At 56.5% G+C, this 15,462-nt stretch carries 16 protein-coding genes and 1 pseudogene; 8 read left to right on the forward strand and 9 right to left on the reverse strand.

The annotated features are described in order from the left end of the window. Positions 1 to 18 precede the first annotated feature (18 nt). The 3 genes from ACR3EK_RS04950 (at position 19) to ACR3EK_RS04960 (ending at position 2,453) form a co-directional block, all read left to right on the forward strand. Complete coding sequence (locus ACR3EK_RS04950; protein ID WP_170357374.1) at positions 19 to 783, forward strand: DUF3299 domain-containing protein; 765 nt, start codon at positions 19 to 21, stop codon at positions 781 to 783. Continuing rightward, positions 780 to 1,958: a carbohydrate porin gene (locus ACR3EK_RS04955; RefSeq protein WP_480632823.1), complete on the forward strand. Its 1,179-nt coding sequence runs from the start codon at positions 780 to 782 to the stop codon at positions 1,956 to 1,958. The genes ACR3EK_RS04950 and ACR3EK_RS04955 overlap by 4 nt, the downstream gene beginning before the upstream one ends. Positions 1,959 to 2,072: 114 nt before the next feature. Beyond that, complete coding sequence (locus ACR3EK_RS04960) at positions 2,073 to 2,453, forward strand: hypothetical protein (RefSeq protein ID WP_170337130.1); 381 nt, start codon at positions 2,073 to 2,075, stop codon at positions 2,451 to 2,453. A 745-nt stretch (positions 2,454 to 3,198) separates the two neighbouring features. Here ACR3EK_RS04960 and ACR3EK_RS04965 read toward each other — a convergent pair. Then, a complete protein-coding gene (locus ACR3EK_RS04965) occupies positions 3,199 to 3,573 on the reverse strand; it encodes a helix-turn-helix domain-containing protein (protein WP_480632824.1) in 375 nt (124 codons plus the stop codon). 1,448 nt (positions 3,574 to 5,021) lie between these two features. Between ACR3EK_RS04965 and ACR3EK_RS04970 the strand changes: the two genes are divergently transcribed. The 3 genes from ACR3EK_RS04970 (at position 5,022) to ACR3EK_RS04980 (ending at position 6,171) form a co-directional block, all read left to right on the forward strand. After that, positions 5,022 to 5,159 (forward strand): hypothetical protein, encoded by a 138-nt coding sequence (locus ACR3EK_RS04970; protein WP_170343549.1) that lies wholly within the window; start codon positions 5,022 to 5,024, stop codon positions 5,157 to 5,159. Continuing rightward, on the forward strand, positions 5,159 to 5,848 hold the full coding sequence (locus ACR3EK_RS04975) for a hypothetical protein (RefSeq protein WP_170357376.1): 690 nt from the start codon (positions 5,159 to 5,161) through the stop codon (positions 5,846 to 5,848). The genes ACR3EK_RS04970 and ACR3EK_RS04975 overlap by 1 nt, the downstream gene beginning before the upstream one ends. 74 nt (positions 5,849 to 5,922) lie before the next feature. Then, positions 5,923 to 6,171: a ParB N-terminal domain-containing protein gene (locus tag ACR3EK_RS04980; RefSeq protein WP_480632825.1), complete on the forward strand. Its 249-nt coding sequence runs from the start codon at positions 5,923 to 5,925 to the stop codon at positions 6,169 to 6,171. Here ACR3EK_RS04980 and ACR3EK_RS04985 read toward each other — a convergent pair. Both ACR3EK_RS04985 and ACR3EK_RS04990 read right to left on the reverse strand, forming a co-directional pair. After that, positions 6,163 to 7,170: a fatty acid desaturase gene (locus ACR3EK_RS04985; RefSeq protein WP_170357378.1), complete on the reverse strand. Its 1,008-nt coding sequence runs from the start codon at positions 7,168 to 7,170 to the stop codon at positions 6,163 to 6,165. The two genes, ACR3EK_RS04980 and ACR3EK_RS04985, sit on opposite strands and share 9 nt — an antisense overlap. Positions 7,171 to 7,242: 72 nt before the next feature. Continuing rightward, positions 7,243 to 7,449, reverse strand: a complete 207-nt coding sequence (locus ACR3EK_RS04990; protein WP_170357379.1) for a cold-shock protein — start codon at positions 7,447 to 7,449, stop codon at positions 7,243 to 7,245. 239 nt (positions 7,450 to 7,688) lie between these two features. Here ACR3EK_RS04990 and ACR3EK_RS04995 point away from each other — a divergent pair. Further along, positions 7,689 to 7,829, forward strand: a pseudogene (locus tag ACR3EK_RS04995) (IS3 family transposase); the annotation flags it as partial. A 68-nt stretch (positions 7,830 to 7,897) separates the two neighbouring features. Here ACR3EK_RS04995 and ACR3EK_RS05000 read toward each other — a convergent pair. Then, the gene (locus ACR3EK_RS05000) at positions 7,898 to 9,241 is read right to left on the reverse strand and encodes a metal-dependent hydrolase family protein (RefSeq protein ID WP_480632826.1); all 1,344 of its coding nucleotides are present in this window, start codon (positions 9,239 to 9,241) and stop codon (positions 7,898 to 7,900) included. Between the two features lie 524 nt (positions 9,242 to 9,765). Here ACR3EK_RS05000 and ACR3EK_RS05005 point away from each other — a divergent pair. Further along, positions 9,766 to 10,803, forward strand: a complete 1,038-nt coding sequence (locus ACR3EK_RS05005) for an AraC family transcriptional regulator (protein ID WP_170342831.1) — start codon at positions 9,766 to 9,768, stop codon at positions 10,801 to 10,803. 189 nt (positions 10,804 to 10,992) lie between these two features. Here the strand turns inward: ACR3EK_RS05005 and ACR3EK_RS05010 are convergent, their stop codons facing one another. The 5 genes from ACR3EK_RS05010 to ACR3EK_RS05030 all read right to left on the reverse strand — a co-directional run bounded on the left by ACR3EK_RS05010 (position 10,993) and on the right by ACR3EK_RS05030 (position 15,397). After that, positions 10,993 to 11,268, reverse strand: a complete 276-nt coding sequence (locus tag ACR3EK_RS05010; protein WP_170343544.1) for a glycine zipper domain-containing protein — start codon at positions 11,266 to 11,268, stop codon at positions 10,993 to 10,995. Positions 11,269 to 11,553: 285 nt separating this feature from the next. Further along, the gene (locus ACR3EK_RS05015; protein WP_170422141.1) at positions 11,554 to 12,852 is read right to left on the reverse strand and encodes a carbohydrate porin; all 1,299 of its coding nucleotides are present in this window, start codon (positions 12,850 to 12,852) and stop codon (positions 11,554 to 11,556) included. Next, positions 12,849 to 13,214 carry a DoxX family protein gene (locus tag ACR3EK_RS05020; protein ID WP_170342826.1) on the reverse strand — a complete coding sequence of 122 codons (366 nt, stop codon included), beginning with the start codon at positions 13,212 to 13,214 and terminating at the stop codon, positions 12,849 to 12,851. Before ACR3EK_RS05020 ends, ACR3EK_RS05015 begins: the two co-directional genes overlap by 4 nt. A 78-nt stretch (positions 13,215 to 13,292) precedes the next feature. Continuing rightward, positions 13,293 to 13,622, reverse strand: a complete 330-nt coding sequence (locus tag ACR3EK_RS05025) for a hypothetical protein (protein WP_170357382.1) — start codon at positions 13,620 to 13,622, stop codon at positions 13,293 to 13,295. A 140-nt stretch (positions 13,623 to 13,762) separates the two neighbouring features. Beyond that, the gene (locus ACR3EK_RS05030) at positions 13,763 to 15,397 is read right to left on the reverse strand and encodes an amidohydrolase family protein (RefSeq protein WP_170343541.1); all 1,635 of its coding nucleotides are present in this window, start codon (positions 15,395 to 15,397) and stop codon (positions 13,763 to 13,765) included. Between the last annotated feature and the right edge of the window lie 65 nt (positions 15,398 to 15,462).

A 15,462-nucleotide genomic window follows, 5' to 3' on the forward strand; every position in this document is an offset into this window, starting at 1 on the left:
GGCAGCCGGAGAGCATTCATGCGAAATTGGTTTTGCTCCGCAGTATTCGCAGGGTTGGTTTTGTGCGGTTATGATGCTGCGGCGACGCCTGGAACCGCGTTGGACTGGGCAGACCTGCTAGATCCGTCTGCGCAGGTCTTTGATGACCCCTATCGTGATCTCAGCCCTGAACAGTTCGACGATGTTCTTTTCGTTGTGCGTATACGCGGCAGGTTGCAGCAGGAGGTTGGCAGCGCCGAAGAACGGCAGAAATGGCAATTGCATTTAGCAGAGACCGAAGACGCCTTGGTGTCAGACGGAATTGACGTCGACTGGTTACTCGATCAGCGCGAGGTTGTGACTGAACGTCGAAGAAAGGCTGGAACGAGCGGAAACCCGCAATTCGACGGCCGAACAATCACACTCGCGGGCTTTGCCATTCCTGCTCCGAGCGATCCGGACGGCCGGCCTGTGGCGTATTTGGTGCCAGAAAGAGGGATGTGCAGCCACATGCCTCCACCTCCGCCTAACCAGATGATCCGTGTGCGGTTGAACGGGGACTGGGCGCCTAGCTATTTCCACGAACCCGTTCGGCTGACAGGCACGCTGACTATCGATCCTTCCGTTCATAATATGATGGTTGTGGATGGCCTCATGCCTATGAATGCGACTTTCCAGCTAGAGGCGGAACGTGTCGAAACTCTGGAAACCGAGGCAGACAGGTTGGAATGGAAGCAGCGTGCTGCTGATCGCATCCGCGCGGCAGGAAATCGCAAGACCGGTGGGGCACAGGCGTCAAAATGATAAGACTTCTGGTTGCCGCATTGAGCCTTGCATTTGCTGGCGCAGCGTCGGCTCAGGGACTATCCGGGCCATCTTCAGTCGAAGCCGATCTTGCGCCCGGAGACGGGCTCACCGATCCGCAATATCGTTCCGATTTTCCACGCAACATCGCACCGGGTTGGTTTCAGTGGAAAGACCGACTGGCTGAGGGTGGTTTTCGGTTCAACATTGACTACCTGGCATTGGGCCAAACCACGGATGCTGATCTGGGAACCGGCGAAGCAGCCAGCGAAATTGCGCGGTTCTACGGCAGTTGGCAGGCAACTGAACGGGGGTCTCTGACATTCAAGATTGAAGACAGGCACAGTTATACTGACGTTGCTCCGCAATTTCTCGGGCTGGATGGCGGAGCCCTTTCAATCACGGGAACAGCCTTCAATGACAACAGTTTGCTTTTGACCAATTTGTTCTGGACCCAAAGGGCTGAGAATGGGTCGTGGGCGCTGCAAGTCGGCCAGATTGATGTAACGGACTTTGTGGATATCTACGGGTTGGTAAGCCCCTACAGTGGTTTTCAAAACCTGTCTTTCAATACCAACCCGACAATCAACACGCCCAACCAAGGCCTTGGTATTGCCGGTGGGGTAAAGCTGAGCGAGAACCTCTACGCCGTTGCCAGCGTATCAGACGCAAACGCCGACCCGTCCGATCCAAACTTTGATGTGTTTAGCGACGGCAATCTCTTCAAGTCGCTCGAACTTGGGTACACGTCCGGCTTTGATCGCATCTACTTCGACAATATCCATCTGACCCTCTGGCATGCGGATGCGGCTGACGATGGCAGTCGAGCAGAAGATTATGGCGCAGCGTTTTCCGCCGCATGGTTTGTTGACAATAAATGGATGCCGTTCTTCCGTGCAGGGGCCTCGAAGGGAACCGCAGCGCTTTATGAACGGTCGATTTCTGCCGGTCTCGGTTACTATGGTCGCAACACCGATTTGGCCGGTCTGGGCCTAAACTGGGCCGAAGCAAGAGGCATAGATGGCGATCAGTTCACGCTTGAAGCTTTCTACCGCTTTTCAATCTCACCCGGACTGCAGATCACGCCATCGGTACAATTCATTTCCGACCCGCTTCTAAATCCCGATCAGGACCGGATTACCCTGTTCGGTCTAAGAACCCGGATCGTTTTCTAATGCGGGGTGAAGGCAGTCACTAAGGGGTGTGCCAAAGGGCAACTAAGAGAGATCAAGCGCGTGCCGGAATTTTCAACGCCGGTCGAATGAAGTTGGGAAGCAAAGGAACAATCTATGAAGATTGCATACGGAATTCTTGCAGCCTTAGCAGTTGTGTTTTTCATCCTTGGAGGCAGCGATGCCCATGCCAAGGACAACAAGGGTAAAAAGCCGAACAAGGGGGGCAAGAACGGTGATGTCAGCATTCAGATAGAAGACAAACCCGGCAAAGGCCCAAAAGCTGTACCACCTGGACAGATCAAGCGCTACACGCGCGGTGCCAAGCTCCCATCTGACCTGGAGTTCGAGGATATTGGGGACCTTTCCAAATGGAAGCTTGGGGAGCCGGGCAAAGGAAACCGCTACATTCTGGTCGATGACGAAGTCCTCGAAGTTACGAATGACCTGTCTACCGTGGTCGATGCCGTCGGCATCGTCGGTGATCTTCTAAATTAGGCGAAAGTACGATGTTTCAGGGCAAGAACTACCTCGTTTGCCCTGACGCTGGCCGGGGCGATCATTTGTGAACCCCGGCCCAAGTTCAAAACCCGGATCCGAGGCGCTACGATGATAAAGGCCCTTCTTGTTCTTTTTGCGCTTGCTACCTTTTCGTCAGCACGCGCCCTACTCGCTCAGGAAAACGGTGCAACTGAAGTCCCGCAAACAATACGCTTTGAGGGCTATGTATAGCCCAGTCGCGAAGCAGAACTGTCGCCTTTGGTGGACAATGTGGTCAACCGGACTTTGCAAAGTCTGCTTTCTGCGCATCGCTGACCTTAAAGCGCGTTGAAGCATTTTGTATTTTGGGCTCCCTGCAGCCATCCGAACCGAGCCCGCCGAGCGACCGCTTCTGGCAGCGAATGTCAAGGTTTCCTGCTATCCCGATGACAGGGCTGAAGTTTCTGAGCGGTTCCAATGGCTGCTTTTGAGCCGTCATCCAAGCTTGAGCCGCTGCGCCGCCGCAAGGCGGCTACGAGCCCACTTTGACCGATGCTGCGCGATCCCCCAATTACAGCAATGCGCAGGATAGGGACCATTGCATAGTTTGAGGACGGCCCAAACCTGCCGTTGGTCGCGCTTCAGGGTTTCTGCAGTCGCAGCCCGCATTGCGGACATTCGCTGCGAGTGCCTGTTAGGGAAGTCGGCAAACCCGACGAAGCTACCGTTCGTATCGCCTAATCCAAGGTCCGCAATCTGCGCTTCAGGCTATCCCTGTCGCCACGTGTCGGTCGTGGCTCCATTGTCGGGGTGACTGGCCATACATCCGTTTGAACTCGCGGCTGAACTGGGAGAAGCTTTGGTAACCCACATCCCAGGCGGCCTCCGAAACGGTCTTTCCCTCGGCGATTTTCGTCGCGGCTTTGTTCAGCCGCATCGATTTCACGAACTGGATCGGCGACATTGTCGTGGCTTCCTTGAAACGCCGATGGAAGACCGCGCGGCTCATGCCCACCCGATCGGCCAAATCGTCGATGGTGACCTGCTTGTTCAGGTGGTTTGCAAGATAGGCGATGGTGCGCGCGATTTCGTTGCCGACGCCAAAGGCACGTCTTGCGGCGGTGCCGGCCTCGCCCATGAGCACCGCGTAGCACAGTTCGCGCAACCGCCCGCACACGAGCCTCGACGGGCTCACCCCGCGGGAGTATCACCAATGGTCAGAAGAGGACCAAACCCTGAACAGAGCTAACCAATAAAAGCGGACTCCAAGGGGAGCAGGTCGGACCAATTCAGATGGGGAGGCTCACAGGCCCGATAAGGGCAACGCGAGACAAAGTTGGTATTCGCTGTTGGTCCAGCTCCAAATCTTTACAACGTCAGACCGGTGCCAGTTAATTTCTTTCGGAGGCTTGTTTGGCAACTTGGTCACCTGCAGTTTCAAATACTACCAGCCCTAGCGGTGCTGCCACGGCGACGAAGGAAAGTTCCTTGACTCTATCGCTGCCACGAACCACAAAAGTGTATTGGTGAAAGTATCTCGTCGCCGCGATGCTGCCGGTTACGATAAACCAATGGCCTTCAGACTAACTGTAGCATGTGCCCCAGCATAGGAACGGGTTTCGCTGGGGTCTTCGCTATGAGCTCGTTCCTCGCAAGCATTTGCAACTGTCACCGGACATGCACCTGTCATCGCGTGACCAAGGAAAGAAGGCGCCGCATGAACAGCACTTGGCACATGAATTGCGTGTTTGATGCCCGATAGATCAGGTCTCTGGCTCCGTTTGGATCAGTCACTCATTGGGTTTACGCGCTGCATACTTTGTTTGATCTCGACACTTTTGGTGTCGCTCTCAGGAACGCAGCTTGCTGCCCAAGTCGCAGGCAATGCCAGTGCAACGGTTTGTGACGAAGGTTTCGAAAACAGAAACGGATCCTGCCAAAGTCCAGACGTACCCCAAAACGCATATTTAACGGGTAGCTCCTATGGCCGCGGGTGGGAATGCAATCACGGTTTTCAGAATGTCGGAGAACTCTGTGAGAAAATAAGAGTTCCTGAAAATGCCTACCTGGCATCAACCGGAGATCAGTGGACGTGCAATCGGCTGTTCCAGCGTGCCGGAGAAGAGTGTGAAGAAGTGATTTCGCCCCAAAATGGGTACGTCGAAACTCGGTTTGGCGTGCAGGAAATACACTGCAACTGGGGATTTCGTAAAGAAAACCAGGATTGTGTTGCAATAGATGTCCCAAAAAACGGTCGTCTGAGCGACAAAAGAAGCTCGGATGGATGGGTGTGCCTCAGAGGTTACAGGGCGGCGGAGAGCAGCTGTGAACCAGTGGCAATTCCACAGGATGCATATCTCGCCCCTGAGACTTTTTCCGGATGGAAATGCGAACGTGGTTTTCGCGCAAACCGGAACAGGTGCGATAAGATTCAAGTTCCTTCCAACGCTCATTTGAACCGAAGAGGTGACGGTTGGGAATGTAATCGTCCATTCACAAGACAGAACGATACGTGCACGGAAAATGTGCCATAACAATGCGTTGGTGGAAACCTATGCCGCATGAGAAATCAGGAAGGACAAAGCCGTGAACAATGACTCGATTGATGAAAACCTGGGCAAAAGCATCAAGGCTGAAAAGGCGCGTCGCCGGTCCAATAGGATAAAGATATCTATTGCATCGGCGGTGTTTGTCGCAGCGATAGTTGTAGTGGTGTTTCTCTGATGCGCAAAAATACCCCTCAAATTACCCTTTCCGGTTCAAAGATGTCAGCTCGAGGTCTGGAACAACGAGCATTTCAGGACCGCAGTGTTCGTAAGTCGCGGAACGCTGACGTATCAGGAGTGATTGAGGAAGAGTTTGGAAAGTACTTGATCAAGGCCGGCGTTCTGAGCGGCGATAGTGTTGCACGGGCGTTTCCCAAACCGCCGGCAAAAACGCAGACAATGATTGCCGATGCAGTTGGAGAAACACCAGCATTGGCTATAGAAGCCTTGAAAGAAATTCTCGAAGAACGAGACAGGAAGCGTAGCGGTCAACGCCGTTTTGAGGGAAACTCCGGAACCCTCGTTCCCAGTGAAAGAGAATATGCCGAGGCATTGCGCCAGATCAGGCTCACCCCTGCGCAGGTCAGGTTGCTGAAAGCACTTACCATCGCGGGCAAGGACGGTCTGACCATTGGTAACTTGTCTCAGGCGGCCGGCTACAAATCGCGCGAAGCCTCTATCAAGGTCTTCAAGAAAATCGGGCTATTGATTGCGGAATATCTGGAGCTGGATCTTCCCGAAGCCGGATCGGCACAGAATGATGGAGCCGCACAGGTTCTGGCATTTTCTCACATCGAAAGTGACGACGAGCCCGCAACTTGGATTATGCATCAGGAACTGCGCGACGCTGTTCGTTCGGTTCTATGACGCACGTTCCAGCCCCCGCTTTTGAAGTGAGCTCTAAATCGGAACACATGCACGAAAGGTTGGTCACGTAGCTTATGTTGGAGAAACGACCATATCCGCTCGACCTGATTTATGTACCTGTGAAACGGGCAAAAACGCTTGATCAACAAAAAGTTCTGACGCTGGCCGAAAATATCCTGAAGAACGGCCAGAAGACCCCGATCCAGATACGCGCGGACAACAAGAGGTTCGTGCTGATCGAAGGCCTTCACCGACTGGAGGCCATTCGCGCCCTAGGCGGTGACACTGTGGAGGCATATCTGGTGCGCGCCAGACTACACTGAGTAGTTATTGGCGTTCGACAAAGCCTCGGAAAATGTCAGCAGGCGCTGGCTTTTTTCGTCCCAAAGATGCAATCGTGCACAGTGAAGGCTCTCATATAGAGTAATACGTTGGCAATTTTCCAACTCGGAATGGTCCCGCAAAACTTCGTTTAGCCGATAAAACGGTATGCGGCTGGCAAGGTGGTGAACATGGTGAACGCCAATATTTGCAGAGAACCAAAGCAGGATGCCTGGTAAGGCATAATGAGAACTTCCATGGAATGCGGCGTCCTGAAGGTTCCACTCTTCTTCCCGTTCCCATGTCGTGTGTTCAAACTGGTGTTGAATATAGAAAAGCCAAATACCAATCGAGGCGGCGACGATCATGGTTGGCAGGAATACATAAACCAGCACATCCAGGCCTCCGGTCCAAAAAATCAGAGCCAGGACCACCGCAATCGCGGCGTTTGTTCCCATTGCGCTTGCCCAATACAGCCAGCCTGACCGCATGAAACCAAAGGGTAAGCGATTTTGCAGAAAGAACGTGTAGACAGGCACGATACAGAACAGGAAGAAGGGGTTCCGGATTAACCTGTAAGCGGCACGACCGGCCCGCTTGCGCTTCAGGTATTCCTCTACAGTCAACGTAGGGATATCGCCCATCCCGCGCCGATCGAGGTTGCCGGTTGAGGCGTGGTGAATCGCGTGGCTTTGCCGCCAGACGTCATAAGGTGTGAGGGCGAGAACACCCAAGACCCGGCCTGTCCAATTGCAAACGGTACGGTTTTTAAAAAATGATCCGTGACCACAATCATGCATGATGATGAAGAGACGCACCAGAAATGCAGCGTTAAGGATTGCCAGTGGAATAGCGACCCAGACACCAAGGGAAAGCGCAAACCACGCTGCGCCCCATAGTGCGAAAAAAGGGATAACAGTAATTGTCAGTTCAAAAACACTACGCTTGTTATCGGGTACGCGGTATTGAACGAGCGCCCGGGTCAATTCCTGCTTTTGCAACTGACTTTTTCTCCAACGGCTCTTGGGAACCCTCTGAACAAACGGGCACCCCAGAAGGATGCCCGTAGCAGGCTATGCGAGTGCCAGGTTGGAAGCGCTTTCGCGTCCGTCACGGCCAGCTTCGACGTCGAAGGTAACCTTCTGGCCGTCCTTCAATTCGCTAATGCCGGAACGCTCAAGTGCGGAAATATGCACGAACACGTCGCGCTTCCCATCTTCAGGCTCGATAAAGCCAAAACCTTTGGTTGAGTTGAACCATTTTACTGTGCCATTTGCCATGGTGGAAGTCTCCTAATGCTTGTCGCCCGCATCATTGCAGCGACTCGGCGTGGTCGGTCTGAATCGAGGGACTGAACGCCGAATTGAGGAGACAGCAGGTCGAAAAAGAAAAACGTAAGCCACGTATATATGGACTTTGGATACGCACGATACAAGCCCTGATGCTTTGGCTAACAACAGAGGCTTTGAGACTGCCGGGCTCGAAACTGTTCAAACGAACCGAACCACCTCTGACCGCCGATGCCGTCGAATGGGAAACCCTGAAATGGGTCGACTGGTTCAACAACCGCCGCCTGCTGCAGACCATCGGAAACATCCCGCCAGCAGAAGCCGAGGAGAAGTTCTATGAACAGCGTAACGAGTTCGATAAAGTCGCCTGAAACGGAGTAATCAGCCTCCGGAAAACCCGGGGCGGTTCAAGTGTCTATCTTGACCCTCGGCAAATCTCTCAGGCCAGATTGTTCTTGTGCGCTTTGCCGTTCTTCATAATCACATCGAAATTGTCCGCAGAGGCCATGACCGTAAGGTCGGCAATCGGGTCTCCGTCCACGAGCAGAATATCTGCGTAGGCTCCGGGTTGGATGACACCGACTGGACCAGCCTGGTAGGGATTACGCGGGCCGGTCAAGTCCCAAAGCTGACCATTCAGACCTGTTGCCTGCCGCAAAATCTCGGCGTTGCTGAACCATGGCGTCCTGAGCTGCAATTCCTCCAACTGCGTTGCTTTCGTTTGCCTCGATCCGACAAAGTCTGTTCCGAGTGCAATCTTAGCGCCGGACTCTCGCGCTAATCGAAGCATGGCGTCGAGACCATCAAACGCCATCTTTTGGCGTTCTGCCTGGGCGGGCGTGAACCCTGCCGGAATGTCTGCTGCAAAAAAGCCAACCTGGGTTGAAAGCCAGACCCCTTTTTCCACGGCCAACTCCATCGACTCAGGCGTCATGAGGTTGCAGTGTTCAATACATTGGTAACCTGCCTCAATGGCGGCCCGAACCGATGTGTCCATGTATGCGTGCGAGGTCGCGTAAGTGTTCCAACGTTTGGCCTCCTCTACTGCCGCTTCGAGTTCTGCCGGCGAATACTCGTTGATATCCAATGGGTCGTAGAGGCCAGTCACGGCGCCGCCTGAAAAGACTTTGATGAAGTGCGCACCCTGCCGGAACTGCTCGCGTGCAGCCGCCAGTACTTCAGGTACCCCGTCTGCGAAAAGTGTGATCCCAAGTCGCTCCGCTTCTGTGAATGGCGGCCCACCGAAGGCTCTCGGACGCACGGATCGCGGCCGAAGATCGCCATGACCGGCGGTCATTGAAATCGCAGCGTTTGACGCCTGAATGCGCGGACCGGGGTGGAGGCCCTCGTCTATGGCGCGCGCCAAACCGAGAATGCCGCCACCAGTATCACGGACACTGGTAAAGCCACGCATCAGGGTGGCTTCACTTTCACTCAATGCCAATGCAGCAATGTAATCTGGACGTGCTGTCAGGAAACCAGCTGGGTCCTGGTTCCACTGCAGGTGCACATGCATGTCGAGGAGCCCCGGCATCAAGGTCCGTCCATCTCCATCGATGCGCGGTACCTCTGGCGCGGCATCAACAGCGGGCGAGACATCCTTGATCAATTCCCCTTCGACAAGAACGTTCGTGAGTTCGGTCAACTCATCGGACATCCCGTCATAAACACGCACGTTCGTGAAGAGCGTTGCATCTGGAGCTTGAGCTCGGGCTCGCGCCGGCACCAGCGCCAGCGCAGCGGTCGATGCAAGGCTGGACAAAAATACGCGTTTGGAGATCATAACTTAACCCTCAAGATGGCGAAGAAGTTAATGAAGGCTACCTCAGGCTCGCCTGTAAAACCATCTGGTAAACCTGATGAAGAGGGTGACGTAAGGTATAGATTTTTTAGGGCGTAAAACTGAAGGTAATCCCACGTAGCAAGAACACCGGCTTTGGGTTCAAAGCAGCCATGCGGCGCTGAGGCGGGCCGCGTGACCACCTTGGTGGAGCCTCCTGACGCCTCCGGCCCAGAGCGGACTTTTAAGTAGCGCGCCGAGAATGGCGGCTTCGAAAGCCACAGCGAACAAGCAAGCTGCCCAACCCGGACGATGTGCGCCGCTACTCGGTGTGTCACACCGCACGGATCTCGAGTTACTCGCGACCGACGTCGCGCCTACCTTGGTGGCGAGTGTGTGAAAGGCACTGCGGGTATTGAACGAAACGGGCGTTGCGTTGTTCGAACGTTGGCTTTGGCAACTGGCAAGAAGGTCAGACGGGCCTTAACGTGGCGCAACACGTCAGACACCGAGACTACGGACCAGAAATGAAATCCGAGATTCCAAAACACAGCGCAATCTGGGGACAGATCATTGTCGGTGAGTTGAAGAAAACAGGCCTTTCCGAGCGGGATATCCGAAAGGAGTTCGGGATAACCAGATCTCAACTCGAAGACCCGGATGCTCGCTGGTCCTTCGACAAGACTGCCTGGTTGTTTGAAAAGGCGAGCGCTTTGACCAGGGACGACCTTGTCGGATACCGCCTGGCACAGTCGCCGGACCTGGTCAGGAAGGCCGGGTTGCTCGCCTATGTCGGCGTTTCGGCACCTACCGTTGGCGGTTACCTTCGAAACATCACCCGTTTTCAGCGCGTGATCGGTGACGCGAGCAAGACGGCCATGGAAGAAGGCCCGGAAACCACCCGGCTGACCTGGCACTACGATGTGCCAGCAAGCATTCCGACCGGGCAATATGCCGAGTTTGGAGCCGTTGGCACGGTCTTCGCCCTGCGGGACTACTCCAATCGGCAAATCCGTCCGACGCATGTTCGGTTCGCGCATCAGCGGCTGACCGGCACCGAGGCCCTCGACAGGTTCTTTGGCTGCAATGTCCTGTTTGGTGCCGCGGAGAACAGCATTGCCTTCAAGGCGGCTGATATGGATGTGCCGCTGTTGACGGCCGACGACAACTTGCAGCGGACGCTTTCGGTCATTTGCGAGAACACGCTGGCTCGGATGCCGCAGACACCCAACAGTGTGGCCCGGGTTGTTGAGAGGCAGATCACGGCGCGTCTTGCAGCCGGCACGGCCCAGCAGGACGCAATTGCGGCGGAACTTGGGATGAGCGCCCGAACGCTGGCCCGCCGACTGACCGACGAGGGCACGAGCTTCGCAGCGGTCGTCGCCAATCTGCGAAAGGCTCTGGCCCGGGACTATCTGCTCAACAGCACGCTTCCGCTCACCGAGATCGCCTATCTTCTCGGATATAGCGACGCCAGTACCTTCAGCACGGCATTCCGAAGATGGTACGGACAGCCCCCCAGCGACTTCAGGGAGCAGCCAGCAACAGAAGCGCCCCTGGCATAGGGCGAACGATCTGAGTAGAGGCCGGACTGCTCGGATCATAGGCCCGCACTTTCACGTTTCTCCGTCTTCCTGAACCACCCTGACGCAACAAACCCGGCAGGCATGAGGCCTAACGGGTTTGAAGCAGATGCCGGATCTCTCCAGCGTCGGTTGGAAGGGGTAAACCGTTCCGGTTGTCTCGTTGCGGGATCAGCGCTTGTGCTTGTTGCCACCCTTCTTGCGATCGTCCTTGCGATCTTGACGATCCCGGTCTTCGGCGATCTTGCCACCGAGCGCACCGGCGGCTGCGCCGAGGGCCAGGCCGTCCTTGGCGTCGCCGCCGGTGATTTCGGTCAGCACGGCGCCGGCCACAGCGCCCTTGAGGGCTTTCTCACCGATGTCACCGGCATTGGCGGCCATCGGGGCAGCGAGGGCGAGTGAGGCGGCAAGGGCGGCGAATACGGTGTTCTTGAGGGTGTTTGTCATCGGTTCCAACCTTTCTGACGGTGGCGACCTCCGTGGCCGCCTTCTGTGGAAAGATCTAAGCGAACCGCCATGCCCCCGCTTGAGAGCATCCGACAGCTTCATTGGAATGGCTGACATTGCAGAGCAACAAGCCAAATTCGACGGTTGTTCTGCCGTCAAGACTTTCGCCTGACGCAATGCCAATCATCCAAGGGGTCGCCTCCTTGGCCGCGATGGCTGCATGGGCCGTTCCGGCGCAGGCACGACACTCCCAACCAGACGGCATTCTATCCGCCGCTACTCAGGTCAAAGATTGATCCGCAGCCTCAAGCCGAAAACGGTCGTGTCCTGATCGTTGAAGCCCGGGTTGATCATGTGCTGGACGTCCGCCGTCAGGGCGACATTGTCCGACAGGTCCAACCGATAGAAGGCCTCCATTGTGGTCTGGGTGTCGAGCGTTTCATCTACCGGGTCCGCAACGGTCGCGCCAAACCCAAAGAGGTCGTCATAGAGGCCCGGCCGCCATAGAAGTCCAGCGTTGGCTGCGCGTCGGGCGATCGGCGCCTCACCCTCCGACCAGCCGAGGCGTCCGTAGATCATGAATTCCTCGTTGATCGTGTGGTTGGCAGACAGGATCGCCCCGTAGCTCTCCGGCACGCCTGCCTCGGTGCGTTCATCGACGTGAAATACCCCGAGGTGAACGTTGGTTAGAAAGCGCTTCGAGCGTTCGGGCGTCCATCCGATCTCGGCGTATTTGTAGAACTCGGGGCCACCGGGAAACCACTCGACATCGGTCAGCGAGCCGTTTGCATCCGACAGGACACCGAGGGCATAGATCTGGTCGGTCAGGAAACCGCCCCCCGCAATGCCGAAGCCGGGATCGGGGATCGGCAGGACCGGGCTGAACAGGATCGAGAAATTGGAGAAAGTCGTGCGTGGGTTCACGTAGCCGAGGATGTCCGAGTAGTCTCCCGGATCGATCCGGCCGGCCACGACACCGGCCTTCCCGCCAGCGAGCGTCTGGGACCAGTAGGCGACGGAGAGGGTCGTGTCGGTGTCACTGAATGTCGTTGCGGTGACGCCCGCATAGCCGATTTCCCCGGCAAGCCCGCTTGGCGCGATGTCCGTGCCGAGCAGATGGCGGTTCTCCAATGTGAAGACCAATTGCCCGGGATTTTCGCCGCCGCGATTGAGCAGCGTCCACTGGCCCAGAATGCGCGCCTGGCCCAAGGCGGCCTCGTCGATATCGGTCAGGCTCTCGGTCGCGGACTGGTAATAGGCCTGGTAGTCGAAGGAGAGGTTCAGGCCGGTGCGTTCGGCAAAGCGTTGCCGCGATGCCTCCAAGGGGTCCAATGCCGCATCCAGCCCCGGCCAGCGAGAGTCCTGCAACCTCCGCACTCGGTCTTGTTCCAGTTGGGCCTGCGTGGATGCCGGGCCACCGAGCGAGACCGCTGCGGCGGCCTCCAGGGCGGACGTTGGCCGGCTTTCCTGCGCCAAGGCTCCGGTTGATAACCAGAAGCCAGCGACGATGACCGTACCGAGAAGCCTTGCCTGTCCCATATGAGGTCTCTCTTGTTGCTCTTGATTCTTCTTCGGCCCGCTCATGCAAGTATCGCCAGTACGACATCCCGGCCCGTCCAGAGGACGAAGGCCGAAAGCGTAGCCGTGATCATGGCAGGCACACCGTCTTTCCAAGTGTCCCAGATCAGATGACAACCGATTGCGCCAAGCGACGTGCCCAGAAGGGCAGCGGCCCCGAGCGGCCCGAGCAAGCTGCCTTGAAACCAGATCGCCACCGCCCCGAAAAGCTCGACACCACCGACAAGCGCCATGATCTGACGGTTCAGCCCGTATTTGACGAACATCGCCAGTTGCGTTTCGAAGATGAGCTTCTGCCAGCCAAGGATCTTGATCGAACTGGCGAAGAGAAAGAAGGCGGACAGCAGGCCAATGGCAACTATTTGCATAATACGACTCCGCCGACACACACAGGGCTGAAGTTCATTTGATGTTCCCTTCTGGATCGTCCCGAGTGTGCAGTCCGGTTACTTGAGATCGTCCTGCGCCTTGATCTCCGGCACACGGGCGAGGGCTTCGGCCATGTCGGCGCTGCTCATCAACTCGATCATCTGGTAATCCTCCAGCAACCCGTCACCGAGACGGCTGACATAGAAGGCCTGGATGAAGGTGGGGTCGTCCGGCAGGGCGACGGTGATGTAGTTCTTCCCGTTCCCAAGCCCCCAATAGTAGCTCAAAAGCTCGCCGCCGAGCGCCTCGATCCCACCCTTCACCGAGGCCGCGCGGTCCCCGGGATTGGCGATCTGCATCTCCCAGGCGGCGCTGTTGGATGCGCCGATAAACAGGAAGGTGCGCATGTCTTTTGTGTCCTGCGCCGCTGCAACTGTCGCAGAGACGCAAAGGGCTGTCGAAAGAAGGATCCTGTTCATCTTGCCACCCGGAATTGCTTCGATGTTGTGGTCAGTACAGCATGGCTGCCCTGACCGTTCTTGTGGGTTCAATGCCCCGGAGCTCCGGGAATGGAGTGTTCCAGCTCGGCAGGGCGGAGCGGGAACTCGGAATGCTCATCCTCTGGCGTTTCGATGTCGGCGTGCCAGGTGAATTCCTTGTCCCCGAGGTCCAGATCGATCTCGCCCCCTTCGATGACCGGGTAACGGATCGGCTGCCCGGGCCGCAGGTCGATATTAGCGACACCGTCGTCGATAATGACCTGCCCGCTCACCAGAACGTAGGGGATTCCCTTGGTGAAGGAGCCGTTCATTCCCTTCTTCATCGATGATGTTTCGGTGATCGTGTCGGGGTCGAAGATCGTGATATCCGCGATCATGCCTTCCTGCATCCGGCCGCGTTCCTGCATCGCCTTCAGGCCCACCTTGGAAAAGTACTTCGCGGGAATGTAGGAGGCGTTGTTCACCATCTCCATCAGCGCGATGCCCTGTTCACGGGCCTCGCGGAACACGATGCCATAGGTGCCGGCATTGCGCGGGTGCCCCCCGTACTCCGTGAAATCGGCCTCGATCGGCAGCGGTTCGCCATCGACGGTGAAGCCGACGATGTCGTTGGCGATCGCAATATCCTTCATGTGGATCCAGCGCTCCAGGTCTGCTTCGGGGCGGACTGTGATGAAAATCGGCTTGCTCGGATCCTCCTTCTGCTGCCGGAAGAACTCCTCGTCGGACTCGTAGAGTTCGCCGGTGCTGGTATCGAAGATATCGCGGGTCGGAACGATATTGTTCGCCTCGATCTTGTCCGGCAGCAGTTGCGGTGTCGCGATGTTCGGATTGCCGGTGATGGCCGGGTAGTATTCCGCGAAGATGGTCATTCCGCGCATTTGCAGGCGGCGCGCAAGCTCGTAGATTTCTTCCCACCCCTGGTTCTGGATGTGGGAAAGGATCAGGGCCCCGTCGAGCGCAACGGCGTTTGCGATCACCTCGTTTGCGCCCAGGGAATAGTAGAGCGGCAGGCTCTCGGTCGGACCGAAACGGGTATGGGCGCCAAAGAAGCGGTCATACTTCTTCGCCATTTTCTGAAGCGCGAAAATCTCCTTCGGATAGGTGTTGTATCCCATGTATCCCACCGTCGTGTTGACGGTGATCGCCCCGGCGCGAAGACCCTTTTCATACATGGTCATGACTTCGACGAGCTGATCCGCAGTTGGAATATCCAGCGCCCAGCTGGCATGTCCGTCTTCTTCCTCGGCTGCACCGCGTGACTTGAGGATGTAGGTCGGATCGGATGCCAGCTCGACTGAAACCCCATCCATCACGACACGCCGGATCTCCTCGTGCCCCATCCCGGAACCGAAGTTGAGAAAGGAATTGCCCTCGTACTTGTCGTAGAACAGGTCGGCATCCGCCACGCCGCTCTCGGTATCGAGGATCGTCGTCGTGCCATCATGGGCCATCATCTTCTGATCGAAGCCGCCAAAGGAATGCGAATGGGTGTTGATGAATCCCGGCGCGACTACATGCCCGGAAACGTCGATCTCGCGCTTGCCCGTCAAGGCATCTTCGGTGATCGCGGTGATCCTGTCGCCGGTCACGCAGACATTGCGCACGGCATCAAGATTGGTTTCCGGGTCCATGACACGGCCGTTGAGAAGCGCGACGTCGCACTCCTGAGCAACCGCCATCGAACTGCAGAGGGCCATGAGAGTGGCAAGAGTGAGGTGTTTCACGGTCAGTCCTTCCGGGATGA

The organism is Ruegeria sp. BC8, from assembly GCF_056535705.1.

Bases quoted from the DNA above. Each gene is read 5' to 3' on its own strand.
- ACR3EK_RS04950 (WP_170357374.1), top strand. From the start codon at position 19: ATGCGAAATTGGTTTTGCTCCGCAGTATTCGCAGGGTTGGTTTTGTGC.
- ACR3EK_RS04955 (WP_480632823.1), top strand. From the start codon at position 780: ATGATAAGACTTCTGGTTGCCGCATTGAGCCTTGCATTTGCTGGCGCA.
- ACR3EK_RS04960 (WP_170337130.1), top strand. From the start codon at position 2,073: ATGAAGATTGCATACGGAATTCTTGCAGCCTTAGCAGTTGTGTTTTTC.
- ACR3EK_RS04965 (WP_480632824.1), bottom strand. From the start codon at position 3,573: ATGGGCGAGGCCGGCACCGCCGCAAGACGTGCCTTTGGCGTCGGCAAC.
- ACR3EK_RS04975 (WP_170357376.1), top strand. From the start codon at position 5,159: ATGCGCAAAAATACCCCTCAAATTACCCTTTCCGGTTCAAAGATGTCA.
- ACR3EK_RS04980 (WP_480632825.1), top strand. From the start codon at position 5,923: ATGTTGGAGAAACGACCATATCCGCTCGACCTGATTTATGTACCTGTG.
- ACR3EK_RS04990 (WP_170357379.1), bottom strand. From the start codon at position 7,449: ATGGCAAATGGCACAGTAAAATGGTTCAACTCAACCAAAGGTTTTGGC.
- ACR3EK_RS05000 (WP_480632826.1), bottom strand. From the start codon at position 9,241: ATGATCTCCAAACGCGTATTTTTGTCCAGCCTTGCATCGACCGCTGCG.
- ACR3EK_RS05005 (WP_170342831.1), top strand. From the start codon at position 9,766: ATGAAATCCGAGATTCCAAAACACAGCGCAATCTGGGGACAGATCATT.
- ACR3EK_RS05010 (WP_170343544.1), bottom strand. From the start codon at position 11,268: ATGACAAACACCCTCAAGAACACCGTATTCGCCGCCCTTGCCGCCTCA.
- ACR3EK_RS05015 (WP_170422141.1), bottom strand. From the start codon at position 12,852: ATGAGCGGGCCGAAGAAGAATCAAGAGCAACAAGAGAGACCTCATATG.
- ACR3EK_RS05020 (WP_170342826.1), bottom strand. From the start codon at position 13,214: ATGCAAATAGTTGCCATTGGCCTGCTGTCCGCCTTCTTTCTCTTCGCC.
- ACR3EK_RS05025 (WP_170357382.1), bottom strand. From the start codon at position 13,622: ATGCGCACCTTCCTGTTTATCGGCGCATCCAACAGCGCCGCCTGGGAG.
- ACR3EK_RS05030 (WP_170343541.1), bottom strand. From the start codon at position 15,397: ATGGCGGTTGCTCAGGAGTGCGACGTCGCGCTTCTCAACGGCCGTGTC.